We start from the raw sequence: 20,954 nt of genomic DNA, 5'->3' as shown, positions 1-20,954 counted from the left end.
ACTTACATGGGGCTGAAAAACGAAAAAGCCACCCGAAGGTGGCTTTTTAGCAGCGGGCAAGCGTGAATCAGTAAGCCTTGCCAGTCTTGTAGAAGTGCTCGTAGCAGAAGTTGGTTGCTTCGATGTAGCCTTCGGCGCCACCGCAGTCAAAACGACGACCCTTGAACTTGTAGGCGATCACGCAACCGTCTTTGGCCTGCTTCAACAGGGCGTCGGTGATTTGGATTTCACCACCCTTGCCTGGCTCGGTTTCTTCGATCAACTTGAAGATGTCCGGAGTCAGGATGTAACGACCGATGATCGCCAGATTCGACGGTGCATCTTCAGGCGCCGGCTTCTCAACCATGTCGCGTACGCGGATCAGGCCATCACCAATGTCGTCACCGGCGATCACGCCGTACTTGTTGGTCTCTTGAGGATCAACTTCTTGAACCGCAACGATGGTGCAACGGTATTTCTGGTACAGCTTGACCATTTGGGTCAGTACGCCGTCGCCTTCCAGGTTCACACACAGGTCGTCCGCGAGCACCACGGCGAACGGTTCGTCACCGATCAGCGGGCGACCGGTCAGGATGGCGTGGCCAAGGCCTTTCATCTGGGTCTGACGGGTGTAGGAGAACGAGCACTCGTCCAGCAGCTTGCGGATACCGACCAGGTATTTTTCCTTGTCGGTGCCCTTGATCTGGTTTTCCAGCTCGTAGCTGATGTCGAAGTGGTCTTCCAGGGCGCGTTTACCACGACCGGTAACGATGGAGATTTCGTTCAGACCGGCATCCAATGCCTCTTCGACGCCGTACTGAATCAGTGGCTTGTTTACCACCGGCAGCATCTCTTTAGGCATGGCCTTGGTCGCTGGCAAGAAGCGAGTGCCGTAACCGGCTGCTGGGAACAAGCATTTCTTGATCATATAAGTCCTTACAAAGGGCTGTGCGTACGGAATTCGGCGCAGTCTAATCACGCCGCAGTCACCTTACAATGGGTCCTGCTGGCGTTGCGATGTCAACATAGAGAAAAAATGTCGGCGTAAGTTCCACTTATCTTACGAAGAACGTTTGCACCGCCACGGCAAAAAATGCCCCCGCGCCCCTGTTTAAAAGAGCGTAAACCCTTTTAGCACGCTTTCAAGGCCGGAACACTGCCTTGGAATAACTTGCGCGGCTGCTCGGCATTTGGCGCTATCATGATGACCTTGAACCAGACCACGAGATTGTTAATAGATGTCAGAACCCAAAGGCGTGAACGGCTACCTGATCACCAAGCGAGCAGACGGCTGGCACCTGATCAACTTCCACGGCGACAGCGTCGCGGGCGTTTTCGAGACCGAGAGCATGGCGATTGCCGTAGCCGAAGTGTTTGTGGATGAAGCGGGCCACGCGTCGAGCAAACGACCGAAGACCAAGTAAGCCTACAGGCCTACGCAAAAAGCCCCCGATTTAAGGGGCTTTTTTTGTGTTTATCTGTACCTAGATGGCAGTTCGCTATAATCTGCCGAAAACGCCCCACGACAGTGTCAGCGCCCTTCCCACACCCTCGACGACGAACACTCATGAACAAACTTCTGGCACTGACTGCGGTACTGGCGCTTGCCGGCTGCACCACCACTTCCGATGTCTACCTAAAAAACGGCGAGCAAGGCCTGACCATCGACTGCTCCGGCGAAGCCAACTCTTGGGCCAGCTGCTACGAAAAAGCCGACGCCTCCTGCGCAGGCACCGGCTATCGCATCGTCGGCACAGAGGGCACGCCATCCTTGAAGGAAAGCGACAAGACCTTGGGCCAGGACGTCGGCAATTTTAAAAACCGCAGTGTGGTGGTGGTCTGCAAGTAACTGCAGGCTACAAGTGGATCTCGGCAAACTTGATGCCCAGCTCCCTTAGGATCTCGGTCAGCTCATCAAGGCTGGCAAAGGATTCGACCTCATCCTGATCATCGACCAGGAAATAACTGCGCCCCCCGCTTTTCTTGAAGAACACGATCCATTCGCCAAGGTCGGCAGGATTCTGGATGACATGGGTCGCCGAGATTTGCCCCTCGGCATGCCGGGCTTGGACGTGTTCACGCTTCATATCTGATTTTTCCACAACGGCATCAGCCAGAAATGCATTCTTCCCCGGCCTTCTTTACGTCGCCCGGGCGGATCGGCACGTTGGACATGCTCTCGTACAGCTTGATGCTGCTACCACTGGAACGCTCGTCAATTTCGAAAATCGCCGAAGGATCGGCCGAGAACTTCTGTGGAACGATCACCTGCACGCCACCGTCCTTATGCGGTTCGATCTGGGGCGGCCGGCGGGTAGTAGATAGTTTCCGAACCACACACGCGGCGTATTCCTGGGGTTTCTTCCCGGAAATGACCGCCAGCGTCGGTGGGGTCTGCTTGATATCTGCAACCGAAGCACACCCACCTATCGCCAAGGCCAGAACCAACACACTCCACTTCATACAAAATCTCCACTTAAAGACCCTACGACAGCCGGGATGGTAATTTTCTCCCGCCCACGTAGGATTTATCCCTGATTACTCGGTAAATAACTGTTTTAAATTGTCGACGACGTTGAAGACAGGCCGATAATAAACGCGCTGGGGCTGATAAACTCCATCTTAACCTACGTATCGTTCTGATTTTTCAGAAAAAGCCCTTCTGGAGACACCCTCATGAAATTCATTCACCAGCGCGAGCACCTCAATGAGGGAGATATCGTCGTCATCGAATGCTCGCAGACTTGCAATATCCGCCTGATGAGCGATGCGAATTTTCGCAGCTTTAAAAATGGCGGCCGTCACACTTACCACGGCGGCGCGTTCGACAAGTTTCCCGCCAAGATCACTGCTCCCAGCACCGGATTTTGGAACATTACCCTGGATGTAGTGACCCGCCGCGCCATCAGCGTTACGCGCAAACCCGCGCTGTCCCACAAGATTCGCATTGTACGTCGCACCAGCACCAAGCTGAGCTGATTCGAACACGCCACAGGAAATCACCGTGACCACCACCAAATACGTAATCAAGTACAAACTCAACGGCGAACGCCGCTTTGAGTTCGCCCAACTGACGACCAACAGCGTGGAAGAGGCCTTGCAGGCTTTGGCGAAAATCCATGATGCCAGTGATGTGATCACCGACATCAACGTGAGCAAGGCGCTGTAAGAACATGCCCGGCCCCACAGCCGACCTTTTCGCCGATGACGCCTTGCAACAACCCGCAGGGCGCGAGCAAATTGGTGAACAGTCCTACGTATTACGGGGCTTCGCCCTGCCGTGGATTGAGCGGCTTCTGCCCGAGTTGCGGCGCGTGCTGGCTCAATCCCCGTTTCGGCAAATGGTCACCCCTGGTGGTTTCACCATGTCCGCGGCGCTGAGCAGTTGCGGCGCCCTGGGTTGGACCACCGACACCAGCGGTTACCGCTACAGCCCGCTGGACCCGCGCAGTCAACAACCGTGGCCGGCACTGCCCGATGTTTTGCGACAACTTGCCGTCCTGGCGGCGGCAGACGCCGGGTTTATCGACTTCGCGCCCGACGCTTGCCTGATCAACCGCTACGTACCAGGCGCCAAAATGTCGTTGCATCAAGACAAGAATGAACGTCAGTACAGCGCGCCCGTGGTGTCGGTTTCGCTGGGGTTACCGGCGATTTTCCTTTTTGGTGGACACCAGCGCAGTGACAAAACCCAAAAGGTCTCGCTGTTCCATGGCGACGTGGTTGTCTGGGGCGGCGTTGACCGCCTGCGTTTCCATGGTGTGATGCCGATCAAGGAAGGCGTGCACCCGATCATGGGCCCGCAACGCATCAACCTGACTTTTCGCACCGCTGGCTAATTTGAGCGCAAGCTTCGGAGTGCCTGACCGGCGCGGCACGGCTAATCTGGCCGGGATCCGTCAAGAGTGCCGAACATGACTACCGAACAAGATCCGCGCTGGGCGGCGATACTCGCCCGTGATTCCAAGGCCGACACGCTGTTCGTCTACGGTGTGAAAACCACCGGCGTGTATTGCCGTCCCAGCAGCGTCTCGCGCTTGCCGCGCCCGGAAAATATCGAATTCTTCGACACACCCGCGCAGGCCGAAGCAGCCGGTTATCGTCCCAGCAAACGCGCCGCCGGTGATCAGACTCAACGGGCCGCGCAAGACGCACAACGGGTGGCCGACGCCTGCCGCCATATCGAGCAGGCAGAAATCCCACCCAACCTCAACACCCTCGCCACCCTCGCCGGGCTGAGCCCTTTCCATTTCCATCGGATCTTCAAAGCCGTCACCGGCTTGACGCCGAAGGGCTACGCCAGCGCACATCGCTCACAAAAAGTGCGCAACGGACTCAAGGCAAAACAGACGGTGACCAATGCCTTGTACGACGCTGGCTTCAACTCTAATAGCCGCTTTTATGAATCAGCCGACCAGTTGCTGGGGATGAAACCCAGTGACTACAAGGCCGGCGGCACCAACAGTGCAATCCTGTTTGCTGTCGGAGAATGTTCACTGGGTTCGATTCTGGTGGCCCAGAGCAGCCGCGGGGTGTGCGCGATCCTGCTAGGGGATGAGCCGGACCAACTGGTGCGTGACCTGCAAGACCAGTTTCCCAACGCTGACCTGGTGGGAGCCGACCACAACTTCGAACAGCTGATCGCACACGTCGTAGGTTTCATCGAGGCACCCGCCCTCGGGCTGGATTTGCCGTTGGACCTGCGCGGCACCGCATTCCAGCAACGGGTCTGGCAGGCGTTGCGCGATATACCGGTAGGCGACACCGCGAGCTATGGGCAAATTGCCGAGCGCATTGGCGCGCCCAAGTCGTTCCGGGCTGTAGCCCAGGCCTGCGGCGCTAACTGTTTGGCGGTCGCGATTCCGTGTCACCGCGTGGTACGGAGCAATGGGGATCTTTCCGGCTATCGCTGGGGCGTTGAGCGCAAGCAGCAATTGCTCGACCGTGAACGCGACCACTAAACCCGCACGAAAACGCAACGTCGTCCAGTGAATAAAACGGACTGGCCGCACAGCGGATGCCCTGCTAAAACAGCGAAAAGTCCGACGATCGCTGGAGACGCACCCCATGAGCAACTGGCCAGACACGCGCATTCTCGACCTATTGGGCATCGACCTGCCCATCATTCAGGCGCCCATGGCCGGTGCCACTACCGCTGCAATGGTCATTGCGGCCTGCCAAGCCGGTGCACTCGGCTCAATGCCTGCGGCGACACTGAGTATCGAGCAACTGCGCGAGGCGCTGACCACTATTCGCCACGCCAACGCCCGCCCTATCAACGTCAACTTCTTCTGCCACCAGCCGCCCGAAGCAGATGAAGCGCGGGATCGCCGCTGGAAGGCGTTGCTGGAGCCTTACTACCGTGAATTGGGCGCTGACTTTGAAGCGCCTCCCCCTGTCAGTGACCGCGCCCCGTTCAACGACGCTGCCTGCCGGGTAGTGGAAGAATTCCGACCCGAAGTCGTCAGTTTCCACTTCGGCCTGCCGGAAACATCCTTGTTGGACCGGGTAAAAGCCACCGGCGCCCGGGTGTTGTCGTCGGCCACCACAGTGGAAGAGGCCGTTTGGCTTGAACAGCACGGTTGCGACGCAATTATCGCCATGGGCAGCGAGGCCGGCGGGCATAGAGGATTATTCCTCAGTGATGACCTCAACACGCAGATAGGTCTGTTCGCCCTCTTACCCCAGATCGTCGACGCCGTGAAGGTGCCAGTGATTGCCGCCGGTGGTGTTGGCGATGCACGGGGTATTGTCGCGGCGTTTGCCTTGGGGGCGAGCGCGGTACAAATCGGCACAGCGTATTTATTCACGCCTGAAGCGACGGTCAGCGCGTCCCATCACCGCGCACTGCGTCACGCACAGGCCAGCGAAACTGCGCTGACCAACCTGTTCACCGGCCGTCCGGCGCGAGGCATCGTCAACCGGGTGATGCGTGAACTGGGTGCAATCAACCCGGCAGCACCCGCGTTTCCGCGTGCTGGCGGCGCTTTGATGCCCCTCAAGGCCAAGGATGAAGCGGGTTTCAGCAACCTGTGGTCAGGCCAGGCACTGCGCCTTGGCAAAGACATGACGACCTACGACCTGACCCGCGAACTGGCCGAACAAACGCTGGCCAAACTTAAATAGCCCAGAAATAGGTGGCAACTTTGCGCTGTACCGGGGATGGTTAACCGCTATATATTCCAATACATAGCGGTTAGCCCTTCTCCCTAGAACAAGCCGTACATCCCAAGGAGCTGCTTCATGATGATTCACGCCTCACGCCTTGCCTTGCTGGTCGCTGCATTCTCTTTCGGCTCCGCCCACGCTGATGAGGTGCAAGTGGCCGTCGCCGCCAACTTCACCGCGCCGATCCAGGCTATTGCCGCCGACTTCGAAAAAGACACCGGCCACAAGCTGGTTGCTGCCTACGGCGCGACCGGGCAGTTCTACACCCAGATCAAGAACGGTGCCCCGTTTGAAGTGTTCCTCAGCGCCGACGACACCACCCCGCAAAAACTCGAAAGCGAAGGCGACACCGTCAAAGGCACGCGCTTCACCTACGCCGTGGGCACCCTCGCGCTGTGGTCGGCCAAAGACGGCTATGTGGACGCCAAGGGTGAAGTCCTGAAGAAAAACGACTTCAAGCACCTGTCCATCGCCAACCCGAAAGCCGCACCTTACGGCCTGGCCGCGACCCAAGTACTGGCGAAAGAAGGCCTGACCGAGAAGGTCAAGGACAAGCTCGTCGAAGGCCAGAACATCACCCAGGCATTCCAGTTCGTGTCCACCGGCAACGCAGAGCTGGGTTTTGTCGCCTTGTCGCAGATCTATAAAGACGGCAAAGTCACCAGCGGTTCGGCGTGGATTGTCCCCGCAGCCATGCACGACCCGATCAAACAAGACGCGGTGATCCTCAACAAAGGCAAAGACAGCGCCGCTGCCAAAGCGCTGGTCGAGTACCTCAAAGGGCCGAAAGCCGCTGCCGTCATTAAGTACTACGGTTACGAGCTGGCCAAATAAATGCCCCTATCGAGTGCCGATTTTTCCGCTATCTGGTTGACCATCAAACTGGCGTCACTGACCACCGTGATCCTGCTGGTCATCGGCACTCCAATTGCCCTGTGGCTGTCGCGCACCCGCTCCTGGTGGCGCGGTCCCATCGGCGCGATAGTGGCCCTGCCGCTGGTGTTGCCACCCACGGTAATCGGCTTTTACCTGCTGCTGACCATGGGCCCCCATGGCTACTTCGGCCAGTTCACCCAATGGCTCGGCCTGGGCACCCTCACCTTCAGTTTCGCCGGGCTCGTCATTGGTTCGGTGATCTATTCCATGCCGTTCGTGGTGCAGCCGTTGCAAAACGCCTTCTCCGCCATCGGCACTCGCCCATTGGAAGTGGCCGCGACCTTGCGCGCCAATCCATGGGATACATTCTTTACGGTCATCCTGCCCCTGGCGCGCCCGGGGTTTATCACTGCCTCGATCCTCGGATTTGCCCACACTGTCGGTGAGTTTGGCGTGGTGCTGATGATCGGCGGCAATATCCCGGACAAGACCCGCGTGGTCTCGGTGCAGATCTACGACCATGTTGAAGCCATGGAATACGCCCAGGCCCATTGGCTGGCCGGCGCCATGGTGGTGTTCGCGTTCCTCGTGTTGCTGGCGCTCTACTCCAGCCGTAAAACCAAGATGGGCTGGAGCTGATGTCGATGATTGATGTACGCCTGCAACTCAACTATTCCGGCTTTGCCCTGGAGGTGGACCTCCATCTTCCAGGGCGTGGTGTCACCGCGCTGTACGGGCATTCCGGCTCCGGCAAGACCACCTGCCTGCGCTGCATCGCCGGGCTGGAGCGCGCCGCCGACGGTTTTATCCAGGTCAACAATGACGTCTGGCAAGACAGCCGCAGCGGGTTGTTCGTACCGCCTCATAAGCGCGCGCTGGGTTATGTGTTTCAGGAGGCCAGCCTGTTCCCGCATTTGTCGGTGCGGGCCAACCTGGAGTTTGGTCTCAAACGCATTCCCCGCCAGCAGCGCCGGGTGGACATGGCCCAGGCCACGGAGCTGTTGGGGATCGGTCACCTACTTGAGCGAAACCCCCAGCACTTGTCCGGCGGTGAACGCCAGCGCATCGGCATCGCCCGCGCCTTGCTCACCAGCCCGAAACTGCTGTTGATGGATGAACCGTTGGCCGCCCTCGACAGCCAGCGAAAAAATGAAATCCTGCCTTACCTGGAACGCCTACACGACGAACTGGACATCCCGGTGCTGTACGTCAGCCATGCCCAGGATGAAGTCGCGCGCCTGGCCGACCACATCGTGCTGCTCAGTGACGGCAAGGCGTTGGCCAGCGGCCCGATCGGCGAAACCCTGGCGCGGCTCGACCTGCCGTTGGCGCGGGGCGACGATGCCGGCGTGGTGATCAACGGCACCGTCAGTGCCTATGACGCGGACTATCAGTTGCTGACGCTGCATCTGCCCGACAGCGCCCTGTCCATGCGCGTGGCCCATGCACCGCTGGCCGTGGGCAAAGCGCTGCGGGTCAAGGTGCAGGCGCGAGACGTCAGCCTCAGCCTGCAAGGATCGGAACCGAGCAGCATCCTCAACCGCTTGCCGGTAACGGTCATCCAGGAAATACCCGCAGACAACAGCGCCCACGTACTTGTACGCCTGGAAGCCGAGGGCACGCCCCTGCTGGCGCGCATCACCCGCTTCTCCCGCGACCAGTTGCACCTGCATCCTGGCCAGACGCTGTGGGCACAAATCAAGGCAGTCGCGGTACTGGCGTAACCATTTGGCACGACCGCAAAACGCTGTGGTCAATCAGACATACCGGCCTGATTTGTTGCCAAGGAACCCGCTATGCCTGACTCCGCGATCCCCGCCGACCTGCCCCGCGACCTGCATTACGTTGACGACACCCAGCCCGGCATTCGCCGCAAACATGTGCGCGGCAAGTTCCAGTATTTCAATGCCAAGGCTGAGCGCATCACAGACAAGGACGAAATCAAACGTCTGAACGCCCTCGCCGTCCCGCCCGCCTACACCGACGTGTGGATCTGCGCCGACCCGCGTGGCCATCTGCAAGCCACCGGACGCGACGCCCGTGGACGCAAGCAATACCGCTACCACCCACGCTGGCGCGAAGTGCGCGACACCGACAAATACTCACGCCTGCAAGCGTTCGGTAGCGCACTGCCCAAGCTGCGCAAGCAGCTGGAAGCGCAACTGGCCGAACCCGGTTTTACCCGAGAAAAAGTGCTGGCCACGGTTGTGATGCTGCTGGACGCCACCTTGATCCGAGTCGGCAATACCCAGTACGCACGCGACAACAAGTCCTACGGTTTGACCACGCTGCGTAACCGCCATGTGGACGTCAAGGGCAGCGAGATTCAGTTCCAGTTTCGCGGCAAAAGCGGCGTGGAGCATCAGGTCAGCGTCAAGGATCGACGCTTGGCGAATGTGGTCAAGCGCTGCATGGAATTGCCCGGGCAGGATCTGTTTCAGTATCTGGACGAAGACGGCGAGCGGCGCACCGTCAGTTCCCATGATGTAAATGCGTACCTGCACAGCCTCACCGGCGCCGACTTCACCGCCAAGGACTATCGCACCTGGGCCGGCACCGCCATGGCGCTCGCCGTGTTGCGTGAGTTGGAGTGGCAGCCCGAATCCGACGCCAAACGGCATGTGGTGGCCATGGTCAAGGACGTGGCCCGGCAGTTGGGCAATACACCGGCAGTGTGCCGCAAGTGCTATATCCATCCGGCAGTGCTGGAGCATTTCAGCCTGGGCGAACTGCACACCTTACCCAAGCCTCGGGTGCGCAAAGGGCTCAAGGCTGAGGAAGTCGCACTGGCCATGTTCCTTGAACAGCTCGCCAAGGCGAGTTAGGCTCTGTCTCCTTTCTGCCCCATGGGATGACCGCCGACGTGAACCACTAAGCCTTCCAGAATGTACCTGCAACGAGCCGCCTGGCGTGCTTGTTGGCCTGTTCGACATTGCTTTGGAGGTGCTGATGACTCACGTCAACCGGCTGCCCGCGTTGGTTTCCCTGCAACACCTATCTTTCCAATTCGCCAACGGCGAAACCCTGCTGGAAGACCTCACGCTGTCCATCGACCTTACGCCCACCGGGATTGTGGGGCGCAATGGCCGGGGCAAAAGTGTTCTCGCCAAGCTGATCGCCGGGTTGCTTTCACCCTCCTCCGGCGCGCTGGATCGCCCGCCAAACGTGGCATATGTGCCACAGGCGGTTGTCGTCGAACCGGGGGATACCGTCGCCCAACTCACGGGAATCGCAGACGCCTTGGCGGCGTTGGAGCGCATGGCCCAAGGCACCGCCAGCGTGGAAGATCTGGCATTGATCAATGAACGCTGGGACCTCGCCGACCGCTTACGCAGCGCTTTGGATACAGCGGGGTTGTCACAGCTGAGTGCCAGCACGCCTGCCGAGCAACTCAGCGGTGGCCAACTGGCGCGGGTTGTGGTGATCGGTGCGCTGTTGTCTGCGCCGCAGTTGCTGGTGCTTGATGAGCCCACCAACCACCTCGACAGCGCAGGCCGCACGTGGCTGCTGCGGGTTCTGGCTGATTGGCGTGGCGGCCTGGTGGTGGTCAGCCATGATCGGCAGTTGCTCAATAGCCTGGGGCGCATCATCGATGCTGTCGCCCCTCGGCGTGCGGGTGTATGGCGGTAATTACGATGTCTATCGCGTGCAACGAGACAACCAACAGCAGGCCGCTGTCGCCGCATTGGAGCACGCACGCCTGGAGCGCAGCCGCGAACGCAAGCGCCTGCAAAAGGACCACGACAGCCTGCAACGCAACGCAGCCCACTCCCGCAAGCAGGCGCAAGTCGCCAACATTGACCGTTTCACCAAGGCACGCTGGAAAGGCGCAGCCACACAAATCGTCAGCACCGTACGCAGCGCCCATCGGCACCGCAAAGAAGATCTGGACAGCCACGTGCGCCAGGCTTACGAGCGGGTGCAGGATGAGTCAACAACGTTGCTCGCATTACCGGCGTCGACGGTGCCCAGCGGGCGCACAGTCGCGACCTTAATCGATGCCCAACTGCCGTGGCTGCCCGCGAGGTGCGTCAACATGCACCTCACAGGCCCGGTACGTGTCGCGGTGCATGGGCCGAACGGTTGCGGCAAGTCCACGCTGCTCAAGCTGTTGGCTGGCCAATGGCAAGCGGTCACGGGGCAATGCCGCGTGCACGTGCCCAGTGCCTACATTGATCAGCATCTCACCCTGCTGGACAACCAGCGCTCGATCATCGAACAGCTCAACCTGCTCGGTACGCCGCTGACCGAAGCCGAGTTGCGTGCGCGCCTGGCCTTGCTGCAACTGGACGCCCTGCGCGTGACACAACCCGCGGTGCAACTCAGCGGCGGCGAACGTTTGAAAGCCGCGATGGCGATTGCCCTGTGGCGCCACGTGCCCGCGCAACTGTTGCTGCTCGACGAGCCTACCAATCACTTGGACCTGGAATCGGTGAGGGCTTTTGAGCAGGCGCTGCAAGGGTTTAGCGGAGCGATGGTGGTGGTGTCTCATGATGAGGCGTTTGTGCAGGCGATCGGGCCGACGCACCGCTTGAACTGGACGCAGGAGGGCTGGCGCCTGGAAGCTGTCTGAGGTCATTGCATGCGTGGTCAAAGCGCCCTACCGTAGTGGCCGGATAATCTCACCGTGGAGCCCGGTCCTATGCTGCCTTCGTCCCGAAAGCCTTACGTCAATGCTGCACTTGCCCATCGACAGCGTTGGCGCGGCCGGGTCGGCATGATGCTGGTGGCCAGTCTTTCGGTGCTGGCGGGCATGACCGACGCCATCGGTTTTATGGCCAGCGGCGACTTCGTTTCGTTCATGAGCGGCAACACTACGCGCCTTGCGGTGGCAATCAGTGCCGGGGACTTGGGGCTGACGGCGCGATTGTTATTGCTGGTCGCCACCTTCGTGGTCGGCAACGCATTGGGCGTAGTAGTGAGTCGTTTTGGCAAGCGGCATGCACTACCTTTGCTGCTGTGTATTGCTGCGTTGTTGTGCGCAGGCGCGCTGTGGCCGTCAGACGATACCTTGCCCGCGTTGCTGGCAGCCATCATTGCAATGGGCATGCTTAATGCGGCCGTCGAAGAGGTCAACGGTTTGCCCGTAGGCCTTACCTACGTCACGGGTGCGTTGTCTCGTTTTGGCCGTGGCCTGGGGCGTTGGATGCTGGGCGAGCGTCGCAATGGCTGGCGGGTGCAGTTGATCCCGTGGGGCGGGATGTTTGTGGGGGCCGTGATCGGCGCGTTGCTGGAGCAGCAGATGGGCCTGAAGGCGTTGCTGGTCAGCGCTGTGTTGGCTGGGGTGTTGGGGGTGGTGTCACTGAAGATCCCTCGTCGCTGGCACTTGGGTTTCATGCCGCGATAAGGGGAAAAGATGCTCGCCCGACAATTTGGCCTCGACGTCCTTGTACTGGTAAAGAGCCATCAAGCCGGGCGAGCAGTGAGAATGATAAGCGAATGTCCGGCGGCTGTCCCGCCGGGCGTTTCCTAAACAGACTAAGGCAAGGGACTACAGACAAGTCGCCAGCGCGGCCAAACGACGCTTGGCGGGCATCTCATCCTCGGCGGCGTAGTATTTGACGGACGATCCGGCACCCGCACTTTGCACGTCGACGAAGTAATCGCCACCGGTGGTGTAGACGGTGAAACCACCCGCCCCGTTCGGCTCTTTGAAGCCGCCGGCATCGACGCCAAACACGCTTTCATCCTGCCAGCCAAACTGGATGCACTCGGCAACCACCAGGGTGGCCTTGTCCGATGCCAGAGTCTTGTAGGGGGCTCCCGAACGGGCTTCGTTCATCTTCGAACCTGCGCAGCCGGTCAGTGCTGCCAATACCAATGCGCCCATTACCACCTTGTACATGCCATCGCCTCCATTAAAAAAGCGCGACTGTAGCATTGCCGCGCAGCTGACTGACGCCTGGATGAACTTTGTTTCACTGTGACGCAGGAGCGTGCCATCTATAGTGGCTTGGCTCATTTTTAGAAGTCTCCCTTCTGCCCGCCCTCCCGCGGGCTTTTTTTTGCCTTCGCGTCAGAGCCACCAACGGAACAGATAGAACAACGCCATGCTCAGCAGCACCGTGAGCAGCACATTGCGCGTCCAGAACATCAACGCGACCGCACTGATACCCGCCAGCAAATAGGGGTTGGCCGGGCTCAGGTTGAGCTGATGGTCAGCGAGAAAAATAATTGGCCCGCAAATCGCTGTCAGCATCCCCGGCACGGCAAACCCGAGAAACTCCCGCGCCCCACGGTTGAGGCGCACCGGCAGGCGCGGTTCGATAAACAGGTAGCGGTTGAGAAATACCACCAGGCCCATGGCCACAATCATCAGGTAAATCATCGCTGCCCTACTCCCAATCGCTTGCAGACAAACCCTGCGCTCATGCCCAGCACGCCGGACACCACCACCGCTGACTCCCAGTGCAGGAAACTCAGCCACACCGAACACAGCAGTGACACCGCCACGCAGACCACGGTCGGCACATCCCGCACAACGGGAGTGATCAGAGCGATAAACGTCGCGGCAATAGAAAATTCCAGGCCCAGTTGATCAAGACCGGGAATGCTTTTGCCCAACACGATACCGGCCAGGGTGAACAGGTTCCAGGCGATATAAAACGTCAGGCCGACGCCCAAGGCATACCAGCGATTGAAGGTCTGGCGATCATAGTGGCTGACCAGTGCGAAGAACTCATCGGTCAGTAGAAACCCCAGGCTCATGCGCCAACGGCTATTAAGTGCCGACAACGTGGGGCGCATATGCATGCCGTACAGCAAATGCTGGGACGTCAGCAGCAAGGTGGTCAGCACGATGGAAATCAGGCTGGCGCCACTCTTGACCATCCCGATGGCAACCAGTTGCGCAGCACCGGCGAACACAATGGCGGAAAGGCCTTGGGCCTGCAGCGGGGTGAATTGCGCATCGATGGCCATGGAGCCGGCCAGCAGCCCCCAAGGGGCACACGCCAGGGACAGGGGAATAACGGCGATGGCGCCGCGAGCGAAGGCGTAATGAGGTAAGGCAGTAGGCATGGAGACGGCTCATCGACAGACAGTCGACAAGCATGCCAGCGTAATCAGGGAGTTGTCTTGAACGATCTTGCTCAAGCGAGCTTTACAGAGACCTGCTCCACCGAGTCGCGAGCTTCACGCAATTCGTAGGCGTCCTGGTTCAGACGATGAATCGTATTGAGCAAGCGTTGACGCAGCACTTCATCGCCGAGCTTTTCGACGGCGCGCATCAGGTCAAACGCCGCGGTTTCGTTATTTTCCGCGACGGAATCCAGGGTCTTGCGCAGGTTACGAGTGGCACGGGTCACGCGGGGTCTTCCTTCTTCAGCAATGGGCGGGCACTTTAGGACATTCGTGTTTCATTTTAATTTCAATCACTTGTGGTTGATTTGTCGGTGTTTGATCCACGTCAATTGAAACAAGGTTTGGCTGAAATATCGGGAAATACGTATATTCCCTAACCCCCTTCATACAACCCGCCATGGTTGCAGACCACAACGGGCCAGCACCTGCCGCTGAGCCACCGGAGCGTTAATTCATGCTTGTCGCCGTTGCTATTTTTATCGCCACCATCGTCCTGGTTATCTGGCAGCCCAAGGGGCTTGGCGTCGGCTGGAGCGCCACCTTGGGCGCGATCCTGGCCCTCGCCTGCGGCGCGGTCAGCCTTTCGGACATCCCCGTGGTATGGCACATCATCTGGAACGCCACCGGCACGTTTGTCGCGCTGATCATCATCAGCCTGCTGCTGGATGAAGCCGGTTTCTTCGCCTGGACCGCGCTGCATGTGGCGCGTTGGGGCCGTGGACGCGGCCGTCGCTTGTTTGCCTATATGGTGCTGCTCGGTGCGCTGGTGTCGGCGCTGTTCGCCAATGACGGCGCGGCACTGATCCTTACTCCGATTGTCATGTCGATGCTGCTGGCCCTGCGTTTCTCGCCGGCGGCGACCCTGGCGTTCGTCATGGGTGCAGGCTTTATCGCCGACACTGCAAGCCTGCCGCTCGTGGTATCGAACCTGGTGAACATCGTCTCGGCGGACTACTTCAAGATCGGCTTCAACGAATATGCGGCGGTGATGGTTCCGGTCAACTTTGTCAGCGTCGCGGCCACGCTGGCGGTGTTGCTGTGGTTCTTCCGCCGCGACATCCCGCAAACCTACGACCCCGCCGACCTAGCCGACCCCGCCAGTGCCGTCCACGACCGTGCCACCTTCCGCGCTGGCTGGTGGGTGCTGGGCATCCTGCTGATCGGCTGTTTCGCGCTTGAGCCACTGGGCATTCCCATCAGTGCGATTTCCGCCGTATGTGCCGTGCTCTTACTGGTCATCGCCGCCAAGGGCCATAAGATCTCCACGCGCAAAGTGCTGAAGGAAGCGCCGTGGCAGATCGTGATCTTTTCCTTGGGCATGTACCTGGTGGTCTACGGCCTGCGTAATGCTGGCCTCACGGATTACCTCGCCACCTGGCTCGACACCTTCGCCGAGTACGGCGTGTGGGGCGCGGCCATGGGCACCGGTGTGCTGACGGCCTTGCTGTCGTCAGTCATGAACAACCTGCCCACAGTGCTGATCGGCGCGTTGTCCATTGAGCACAGCCATGCCGTGGGCGTGGTTAAGGATGCGATGATCTACGCCAACGTCATCGGCAGCGACCTGGGCCCGAAAATCACCCCCATCGGCAGCTTGGCCACATTGCTGTGGTTGCATATCCTGGCGCGCAAAGGCATCACCATCACTTGGGGTTACTACTTCAAGGTCGGGATTGTGCTGACCTTGCCGGTGCTGCTGGTCACCCTCGCCGCCCTCGCCCTGCGTCTGAGTATCTGACGGAGAATGCCGATGAAAGCCCTGCAACACGCCTGGCTTGGCAACTACGAAGTCAGCAGCACGGTTTGCACCGGCTTGACGTTCGCTCGCCATAGCCACGACGAGTGTGTGATCGGCGTGAACCTGGTGGGCGAGGAGAAAGTCTGGCTGGACCGCAGGGAATTCGACGCGGGGCCGGGCAGCATTACGCTGTACAACCCAGGGCAGATTCAAGGCGGCGGTGCGGCGGATGGCGCGCCCTGGCAGTTCGTCAGCCTCTACGTCACGGCGGATCAATTGGCCGCGGACTTGGGCTTGGCGCACCTGGAGTTTGATCGCCCGTTATGTTTTCAACCGCTGCTCGCGCAACGCCTGGCGGCGGCGGTGAAAGGCGCATTGAGCGTCGACGCCTTGGTTCGCGAGCTGAACGAAGACGCCTTGGTGTCGCTGCTGGGAGAGGTGGTCGCGATCAGCGGCGTGCGTCTGCCCAGCACCCCTGCCACGGCTAACCCCATGGTCAGCCGCGCCCAGGAGTTGCTGGCGGCGCACCTGCATCAATCGCTGCCGTTGGACCACCTCGGCGATGAGTTGGGGCTGTCCAAGTTCCACCTGCTGCGCGCCTTTCAGAAAGCCACCGGGCTAAGTCCTCGACAGTGGGCCATGCAACTGCGCACCCGTCGCGCCAAGGGTTTGTTGCGCATGGGCGCGCCAGCCTCGGACGTCGCCCATGACCTCGGGTTTGCCGACCAGAGCCACCTCAATCGGCATTTTCGCGCGGCTTACGGCATGACCCCGGGTCGTTACCAGAGCGTCGTGAAACGTTGAACTGCGCAATCTGGTTCAAGACACCCTCCAACCTGCGTCTCACACTGCCCCCATCAATTGAAGGAACGCGGGCATGTTGACGATCTTTTTCTACGCGCTGGTATTCGGTTTTGTGTTTTGCCTCTCCCCTGGCGCCGTGCTGGCGGAGACCTTACGGCGCGGCTTGCTCCATGGCTTTACTCCCGCGCTGATGGTGCAGATCGGCTCACTGGTCGGTGACGCCGTCTGGGCCGTGATCGGCCTGACCGGCATTGCCCTGCTGATCCAGCACGACGCCGTGCGTGTGCCGCTGACCATTGTCTGCGCGCTGTACCTGGCGTGGCTCGGCGTGCGTAGCCTGATCGACGCTTGGCGGTTGCCTGAAGCCGGCAGCGCACCGGCCAGCTCCGGGCAGAATGCCTTGGCGGTGGGCGCGGCGATCTCGTTGGCCAATCCGAAGAACATTGTTTACTGGGGGGCATTGGGCAGTGCCTTGTCTGGCATTGTCGGCGCCACGCCCAGCCATGGGCAAACCTTGATGTTTTTTGCAGGCTTCATGCTGGCATCGGTGTTGTCCTGCTTTCTGATCGCGGCGCTGGTTAACCTGTTACGCAAAAACGCTTCGCCCCTGTGGCAACGCATCAGTTATGGCGCCTGCGGGCTGGTATTGATATATCTGGCGATTCTCGCCGCGCACGGTATATGAAGTTATATAGCCAACAACTTCCAACGCGTTTTGTCTGAATGAAGTCTGAACACTGGTCAGTTTAATTAATCATGCGTTGACATTTTGTAACTGTCTGAGTAGATTGCCCCTGCCCGCAACTGGGGCCTTTTTTAAACCTCACAAAAGAAGCCAATGGACACAGTATCTAGTCGCTGTCCGAGCACCGCATTTGCGGGCGTCGGGCGCCAAACCCAGAATATGACAGGACTCGTCTCCCCGGTCCGGTAAGCTGCGCTAGAGCTTGATGCTCCACCGTAACTGCCTCACCGGATGCCCGTCCGGTCCCGAGGTGTGTTATGACCTTCCAACTCCTTGTTTTACCCGATGTACGCACGCTGGCCGCAGCCCTGCGCGCCAAGCCAGGCCGAGCACCCGCAGGCTTTTGCCCTGCCCGGTCGACCTTTGTTGCACCCTCCCCTCAAGTGCATCCAGCCCGACCGCTGGCGCACTGGCGTATCTGCCCGCAAAGCGGCCAATTGATGCAGCACTGGGAACATGCCGACCCTCAAGACCCGCAGAGACCGAAGGTTTCCAGCCTGGCTCACGCTGGCTTGATGCTCGGTCTGTATGTGAGCGCTCGCGCCGCCTGACCTGGCTGAAAACAGCAACTTTCTTATTAATTCCCTGGAGTTCTTTATGAACGCATCCAGTCGTAGCCCGCTGCACGTTAGTTAACTAACGCGCTGTTGGCGGGCCTTATAGAAGTTATGTGAACACTTTAATAAAACCGATCGCGAAGTCCGCGGCTCGGCATGCTTTTGCTCGCCTGTATTCAGGTAAGTACCGGGTATGTTTTGTCGAGAATTGGCGACAGGAGTACAAACAATGAGCGCCGTAAAAAACACGCCACTGAGCAAGAAAAAGAGCACCTGCGAAGGCACCAAACTGTCGATGCGTGCCGCCCGCGAAGCCCAAAACGGCCTGCAAGCCACCCTGGCCAACGTACGCGCCACCCAGGATGGCCTGACCGAATTGGACGCCTCTGCACGTCTGCAACGGGAAGGCGCTAACGAAGTCGCCCATGACAAGCCGCCGCACGCCCTCATCCAGTTCCTGCACGCACTGAACAACCCGTTCATCTACGTGCTGCTGACCCTGGGCGCCATCAGCTTCTTTACCGATTGCTGGCTGCCGATGCAGGAAGGCGAAGACGCTGACCCGACCAAAGTCATCATCATCATGACCATGGTCCTGCTCAGCAGCCTATTGCGCTTCTGGCAGGAGCACCGCTCGGCAAAATCCGCCGAGGCCTTGAAAGCCATGGTGCGCACCACCGCCACCGTACTGCGCCGTGAGCAAGTGGGCAGCCAACCGACCCTGCGCGAAGTACCGATGCGCGAGCTGGTGGCGGGCGATATCGTGCAACTGTCGGCCGGGGACATGATCCCCGCCGACATCCGCCTGATCGAATCCCGAGACCTGTTTATCAGCCAGGCCGTGCTCACCGGCGAAGCCTTGCCGGTGGAGAAGTACGACACCCTGGGCGACGTTACGCAAAAAACCGCCGGACCGGTGATCGCCGACCAAGGCAACCTGCTGGACCTGCCCAATATCTGCTTTATGGGCACCAACGTGGTCAGCGGCCGGGCCACGGCCGTGGTGGTGGCCACTGGACCGCGCACCTACTTTGGCTCCCTGGCCAAGGCGATTGTCGGCTCGCGAGTGCAGACCGCGTTCGACCGTGGGGTCAACAGTGTCAGTTGGCTGCTGATCCGCTTCATGCTGGTGATGGTGCCCATCGTGTTCTTCCTCAACGGTTTCTCCAAGGGTGACTGGGGCGATGCCTTCCTGTTTGCGCTGGCGGTTGCCGTGGGCCTCACCCCGGAAATGCTGCCGATGATCGTCAGCGCCAACCTGGCCAAGGGCGCCACGGCCATGGCCAAGCGCAAAGTGGTGGTCAAGCGCCTCAACGCGATCCAAAACTTCGGCTCCATGGACGTGTTGTGCACCGACAAGACCGGCACCCTGACCCAGGACAGAATCATCCTCGAACATCACGTCAACGCCTTTGGCCAGCGTGATGATGCCGTGCTGTCCCTGGCCTGGCTCAACAGCTACCACCAGAGCGGCATGAAGAACCTGATGGACCAGGCGGTGGTGCAGTTTTCGCAACAGAACCCGACATTCCAAGTGCCGTTTGCCTACAGCAAGGTCGATGAGTTGCCCTTCGACTTTGTACGCCGCCGCCTGTCCATCGTGGTCAGGGACGCGGCCGGCGACCATCTGCTGGTGTGCAAAGGCGCCGTGGAAGAGATGCTGGGTATTTCCACCCATGTAATGGACGCTGGCGCCGCGGTGCCGTTGGATGAGCGCCGTCGCGAGCAACTGCTGTCAATTGCCAACGATTACAACGAAGACGGCTTTCGCGTGCTGGTGGTGGCGACTCGCACGATCCCCAAGGCGTTGGCACGCCAGCAGTACACCACCGTCGATGAGCGCAACCTGGTGATCCACGGTTTTCTGACCTTCCTCGATCCACCGAAGGAAACCGCCGGCCCTGCGATTGCCGCACTGCAACAGATCGGCGTGGCGGTCAAAGTGCTGACCGGCGACAACGCGGTCGTCACCAGCAAGATCTGCCGTCAGGTCGGCCTTGAGCCCGGCCAACCGCTGCTGGGCGTTGAAATCGAATTGATGGACGACGTCACCCTGGCGCGCCGAGTAGAGGAACGCACGGTATTCGCCAAACTCACGCCGTTGCAGAAATCCCGTGTGCTCAAGGCCCTGCAAGCCAACGGCCATACGGTGGGCTTCCTCGGGGACGGCATCAACGATGCCCCTGCGCTGCGCGATGCCGACGTGGGCATCTCGGTGGACAGTGGCACCGACATCGCCAAGGAGTCGGCGGACATCATCCTGCTGGAAAAAAGCCTGATGGTGCTGGAGGAAGGCGTGCTCAAGGGCCGCGAAACCTTCGGCAATATCATGAAGTACCTGAACATGACCGCCAGCTCCAATTTCGGCAACGTGTTCTCAGTGCTGGTGGCCAGTGCGTTTATCCCGTTCATGCCGATGCTGGCGATCCACTTGCTGCTGCAAAACCTGATGTATGACATCTCCCAGCTGGCGTTGCCGTGGGACAAGATGGACAAGGAATACCTGGCCAAGCCACGCAAGTGGGACGCGAAAAACATCGGCCGTTTCATGCTGTGGATCGGGCCGACCTCGTCGATTTTCGACATCACTACCTTTGCGCTGATGTGGTACGTGTTTGCCGCCAACAGCGTCGAGATGCAGACGCTGTTCCAGTCCGGCTGGTTTATCGAAGGACTGCTGTCGCAAACCCTGGTGGTGCATATGCTGCGCACCCGCAAGATCCCCTTCTTCCAGAGCACGGCCGCATGGCCGGTGCTGATGATGACCTGCTTGGTGATCGTACTGGGGATCTACGTGCCGTTCTCGCCCCTGGGCACCCTGGTGGGCTTGCAGCCACTGCCACTGGCTTACTTCCCATGGCTGGTGGGCACCTTGCTCAGCTACTGCTGCGTGGCCCAACTGATGAAAACGATCTACATCCGCCGCTTCAAGCAGTGGTACTGATCACCCCTGCCGTTTAAACGGTGGCGGCCGCTGGGCCGCCACCGTGTCTTACAAGGAATC

24 protein-coding genes and 1 pseudogene are annotated in these 20,954 nt (G+C 59.8%); 18 read left to right on the top strand and 7 right to left on the bottom strand.

Annotation, left to right across the window (positions count from 1 at the left end; translation table 11 throughout):
• Positions 1–67: 67 nt before the first annotated feature.
• Entirely contained in the window at positions 68–907 is an 840-nt protein-coding gene (galU, locus tag ACVWXD_RS09255) for a UTP--glucose-1-phosphate uridylyltransferase GalU (protein WP_003212579.1), read from the bottom strand.
• A 310-nt stretch (positions 908–1,217) separates the two neighbouring features.
• On the opposite strand from galU, the gene ACVWXD_RS09250 reads away from it, so the two are divergent.
• Both ACVWXD_RS09250 and ACVWXD_RS09245 read left to right on the top strand, forming a co-directional pair.
• Positions 1,218–1,403: a hypothetical protein gene (locus ACVWXD_RS09250; RefSeq protein WP_003191311.1), complete on the top strand. Its 186-nt coding sequence runs from the start codon at positions 1,218–1,220 to the stop codon at positions 1,401–1,403.
• Between the two features lie 143 nt (positions 1,404–1,546).
• Entirely contained in the window at positions 1,547–1,828 is a 282-nt protein-coding gene (locus tag ACVWXD_RS09245) for a hypothetical protein (RefSeq protein WP_032885705.1), read from the top strand.
• Between the two features lie 7 nt (positions 1,829–1,835).
• Here the strand turns inward: ACVWXD_RS09245 and ACVWXD_RS09240 are convergent, their stop codons facing one another.
• A complete protein-coding gene (locus ACVWXD_RS09240; RefSeq protein ID WP_032885706.1) occupies positions 1,836–2,066 on the bottom strand; it encodes a hypothetical protein in 231 nt (76 codons plus the stop codon).
• A gap of 22 nt (positions 2,067–2,088) precedes the next feature.
• Complete coding sequence (locus ACVWXD_RS09235) at positions 2,089–2,442, bottom strand: hypothetical protein (RefSeq protein WP_032885707.1); 354 nt, start codon at positions 2,440–2,442, stop codon at positions 2,089–2,091.
• Positions 2,443–2,655: 213 nt separating this feature from the next.
• On the opposite strand from ACVWXD_RS09235, the gene ACVWXD_RS09230 reads away from it, so the two are divergent.
• From ACVWXD_RS09230 to ACVWXD_RS09180, 11 genes and pseudogenes are all read left to right on the top strand, one after another.
• Positions 2,656–2,958: a DUF1883 domain-containing protein gene (locus tag ACVWXD_RS09230; protein WP_003173824.1), complete on the top strand. Its 303-nt coding sequence runs from the start codon at positions 2,656–2,658 to the stop codon at positions 2,956–2,958.
• A gap of 25 nt (positions 2,959–2,983) precedes the next feature.
• A complete protein-coding gene (locus tag ACVWXD_RS09225; protein WP_095184721.1) occupies positions 2,984–3,148 on the top strand; it encodes a hypothetical protein in 165 nt (54 codons plus the stop codon).
• Positions 3,149–3,152: 4 nt separating this feature from the next.
• Positions 3,153–3,818, top strand: a complete 666-nt coding sequence (alkB, locus tag ACVWXD_RS09220) for a DNA oxidative demethylase AlkB (RefSeq protein WP_122765182.1) — start codon at positions 3,153–3,155, stop codon at positions 3,816–3,818.
• Between the two features lie 75 nt (positions 3,819–3,893).
• A complete protein-coding gene (gene ada / locus ACVWXD_RS09215; RefSeq protein ID WP_181643481.1) occupies positions 3,894–4,940 on the top strand; it encodes a bifunctional DNA-binding transcriptional regulator/O6-methylguanine-DNA methyltransferase Ada in 1,047 nt (348 codons plus the stop codon).
• A 106-nt stretch (positions 4,941–5,046) separates the two neighbouring features.
• Positions 5,047–6,105 (top strand): NAD(P)H-dependent flavin oxidoreductase, encoded by a 1,059-nt coding sequence (locus ACVWXD_RS09210; RefSeq protein WP_181643482.1) that lies wholly within the window; start codon positions 5,047–5,049, stop codon positions 6,103–6,105.
• Between the two features lie 117 nt (positions 6,106–6,222).
• Entirely contained in the window at positions 6,223–6,981 is a 759-nt protein-coding gene (gene modA / locus ACVWXD_RS09205; RefSeq protein ID WP_457370885.1) for a molybdate ABC transporter substrate-binding protein, read from the top strand.
• Positions 6,982–7,662: a molybdate ABC transporter permease subunit gene (modB, locus tag ACVWXD_RS09200; protein ID WP_032885713.1), complete on the top strand. Its 681-nt coding sequence runs from the start codon at positions 6,982–6,984 to the stop codon at positions 7,660–7,662.
• Between the two features lie 5 nt (positions 7,663–7,667).
• Positions 7,668–8,747 (top strand): molybdenum ABC transporter ATP-binding protein, encoded by a 1,080-nt coding sequence (gene modC / locus ACVWXD_RS09195; RefSeq protein WP_122757660.1) that lies wholly within the window; start codon positions 7,668–7,670, stop codon positions 8,745–8,747.
• Positions 8,748–8,819: 72 nt separating this feature from the next.
• Complete coding sequence (locus ACVWXD_RS09190; RefSeq protein ID WP_032885714.1) at positions 8,820–9,848, top strand: DNA topoisomerase IB; 1,029 nt, start codon at positions 8,820–8,822, stop codon at positions 9,846–9,848.
• A gap of 124 nt (positions 9,849–9,972) precedes the next feature.
• Positions 9,973–11,596: pseudogene (locus tag ACVWXD_RS09185) on the top strand (ABC-F family ATP-binding cassette domain-containing protein).
• Positions 11,597–11,665: 69 nt separating this feature from the next.
• The gene (locus ACVWXD_RS09180; protein WP_032885715.1) at positions 11,666–12,370 is read left to right on the top strand and encodes a YoaK family protein; all 705 of its coding nucleotides are present in this window, start codon (positions 11,666–11,668) and stop codon (positions 12,368–12,370) included.
• 144 nt (positions 12,371–12,514) lie between these two features.
• Here the strand turns inward: ACVWXD_RS09180 and ACVWXD_RS09175 are convergent, their stop codons facing one another.
• From ACVWXD_RS09175 to ACVWXD_RS09160, 4 genes are all read right to left on the bottom strand, one after another.
• Positions 12,515–12,868 carry a hypothetical protein gene (locus tag ACVWXD_RS09175; protein ID WP_032885716.1) on the bottom strand — a complete coding sequence of 118 codons (354 nt, stop codon included), beginning with the start codon at positions 12,866–12,868 and terminating at the stop codon, positions 12,515–12,517.
• 171 nt (positions 12,869–13,039) lie between these two features.
• Positions 13,040–13,351 carry an AzlD domain-containing protein gene (locus ACVWXD_RS09170; protein WP_032885717.1) on the bottom strand — a complete coding sequence of 104 codons (312 nt, stop codon included), beginning with the start codon at positions 13,349–13,351 and terminating at the stop codon, positions 13,040–13,042.
• Positions 13,348–14,043 carry an AzlC family ABC transporter permease gene (locus ACVWXD_RS09165; RefSeq protein WP_032885718.1) on the bottom strand — a complete coding sequence of 232 codons (696 nt, stop codon included), beginning with the start codon at positions 14,041–14,043 and terminating at the stop codon, positions 13,348–13,350. The genes ACVWXD_RS09170 and ACVWXD_RS09165 overlap by 4 nt, the downstream gene beginning before the upstream one ends.
• A 71-nt stretch (positions 14,044–14,114) precedes the next feature.
• Entirely contained in the window at positions 14,115–14,330 is a 216-nt protein-coding gene (locus ACVWXD_RS09160; RefSeq protein WP_003191339.1) for a hypothetical protein, read from the bottom strand.
• Positions 14,331–14,560: 230 nt separating this feature from the next.
• Between ACVWXD_RS09160 and ACVWXD_RS09155 the strand changes: the two genes are divergently transcribed.
• The 5 genes from ACVWXD_RS09155 to mgtA all read left to right on the top strand — a co-directional run bounded on the left by ACVWXD_RS09155 (position 14,561) and on the right by mgtA (position 20,894).
• Positions 14,561–15,844 carry an arsenic transporter gene (locus ACVWXD_RS09155; protein WP_099602524.1) on the top strand — a complete coding sequence of 428 codons (1,284 nt, stop codon included), beginning with the start codon at positions 14,561–14,563 and terminating at the stop codon, positions 15,842–15,844.
• A 12-nt stretch (positions 15,845–15,856) separates the two neighbouring features.
• Entirely contained in the window at positions 15,857–16,648 is a 792-nt protein-coding gene (locus ACVWXD_RS09150; RefSeq protein WP_181643485.1) for an AraC family transcriptional regulator, read from the top strand.
• A 73-nt stretch (positions 16,649–16,721) separates the two neighbouring features.
• Positions 16,722–17,333, top strand: a complete 612-nt coding sequence (locus ACVWXD_RS09145) for a LysE family transporter (protein ID WP_181643486.1) — start codon at positions 16,722–16,724, stop codon at positions 17,331–17,333.
• A 317-nt stretch (positions 17,334–17,650) separates the two neighbouring features.
• Positions 17,651–17,944, top strand: coding sequence for a hypothetical protein (locus ACVWXD_RS09140; protein ID WP_081797647.1), 294 nt, complete (start codon positions 17,651–17,653; stop codon positions 17,942–17,944).
• A gap of 235 nt (positions 17,945–18,179) precedes the next feature.
• Complete coding sequence (gene mgtA, locus ACVWXD_RS09135; protein ID WP_181643487.1) at positions 18,180–20,894, top strand: magnesium-translocating P-type ATPase; 2,715 nt, start codon at positions 18,180–18,182, stop codon at positions 20,892–20,894.
• The last annotated feature ends 60 nt before the right edge of the window (positions 20,895–20,954 follow it).

This window comes from Pseudomonas sp. TE3911 (assembly GCF_054062775.1).
The sequence above is the reverse complement of the archived record's forward strand: the minus strand, read 5'-3'. Positions and strand labels throughout refer to the sequence as shown.

Excerpts from the sequence above, each read along its gene's own strand:
- galU (WP_003212579.1), bottom strand. The coding sequence starts at position 907 with ATGATCAAGAAATGCTTGTTCCCAGCAGCCGGTTACGGCACTCGCTTC.
- ACVWXD_RS09250 (WP_003191311.1), top strand. The coding sequence starts at position 1,218 with ATGTCAGAACCCAAAGGCGTGAACGGCTACCTGATCACCAAGCGAGCA.
- ACVWXD_RS09245 (WP_032885705.1), top strand. The coding sequence starts at position 1,547 with ATGAACAAACTTCTGGCACTGACTGCGGTACTGGCGCTTGCCGGCTGC.
- ACVWXD_RS09240 (WP_032885706.1), bottom strand. The coding sequence starts at position 2,066 with ATGAAGCGTGAACACGTCCAAGCCCGGCATGCCGAGGGGCAAATCTCG.
- ACVWXD_RS09235 (WP_032885707.1), bottom strand. The coding sequence starts at position 2,442 with ATGAAGTGGAGTGTGTTGGTTCTGGCCTTGGCGATAGGTGGGTGTGCT.
- ACVWXD_RS09230 (WP_003173824.1), top strand. The coding sequence starts at position 2,656 with ATGAAATTCATTCACCAGCGCGAGCACCTCAATGAGGGAGATATCGTC.
- alkB (WP_122765182.1), top strand. The coding sequence starts at position 3,153 with ATGCCCGGCCCCACAGCCGACCTTTTCGCCGATGACGCCTTGCAACAA.
- ada (WP_181643481.1), top strand. The coding sequence starts at position 3,894 with ATGACTACCGAACAAGATCCGCGCTGGGCGGCGATACTCGCCCGTGAT.
- ACVWXD_RS09210 (WP_181643482.1), top strand. The coding sequence starts at position 5,047 with ATGAGCAACTGGCCAGACACGCGCATTCTCGACCTATTGGGCATCGAC.
- modA (WP_457370885.1), top strand. The coding sequence starts at position 6,223 with ATGATGATTCACGCCTCACGCCTTGCCTTGCTGGTCGCTGCATTCTCT.
- modB (WP_032885713.1), top strand. The coding sequence starts at position 6,982 with ATGCCCCTATCGAGTGCCGATTTTTCCGCTATCTGGTTGACCATCAAA.
- modC (WP_122757660.1), top strand. The coding sequence starts at position 7,668 with ATGATTGATGTACGCCTGCAACTCAACTATTCCGGCTTTGCCCTGGAG.
- ACVWXD_RS09190 (WP_032885714.1), top strand. The coding sequence starts at position 8,820 with ATGCCTGACTCCGCGATCCCCGCCGACCTGCCCCGCGACCTGCATTAC.
- ACVWXD_RS09180 (WP_032885715.1), top strand. The coding sequence starts at position 11,666 with ATGCTGCCTTCGTCCCGAAAGCCTTACGTCAATGCTGCACTTGCCCAT.
- ACVWXD_RS09175 (WP_032885716.1), bottom strand. The coding sequence starts at position 12,868 with ATGTACAAGGTGGTAATGGGCGCATTGGTATTGGCAGCACTGACCGGC.
- ACVWXD_RS09170 (WP_032885717.1), bottom strand. The coding sequence starts at position 13,351 with ATGATTTACCTGATGATTGTGGCCATGGGCCTGGTGGTATTTCTCAAC.
- ACVWXD_RS09165 (WP_032885718.1), bottom strand. The coding sequence starts at position 14,043 with ATGCCTACTGCCTTACCTCATTACGCCTTCGCTCGCGGCGCCATCGCC.
- ACVWXD_RS09155 (WP_099602524.1), top strand. The coding sequence starts at position 14,561 with ATGCTTGTCGCCGTTGCTATTTTTATCGCCACCATCGTCCTGGTTATC.
- ACVWXD_RS09150 (WP_181643485.1), top strand. The coding sequence starts at position 15,857 with ATGAAAGCCCTGCAACACGCCTGGCTTGGCAACTACGAAGTCAGCAGC.
- ACVWXD_RS09145 (WP_181643486.1), top strand. The coding sequence starts at position 16,722 with ATGTTGACGATCTTTTTCTACGCGCTGGTATTCGGTTTTGTGTTTTGC.
- ACVWXD_RS09140 (WP_081797647.1), top strand. The coding sequence starts at position 17,651 with ATGACCTTCCAACTCCTTGTTTTACCCGATGTACGCACGCTGGCCGCA.
- mgtA (WP_181643487.1), top strand. The coding sequence starts at position 18,180 with ATGAGCGCCGTAAAAAACACGCCACTGAGCAAGAAAAAGAGCACCTGC.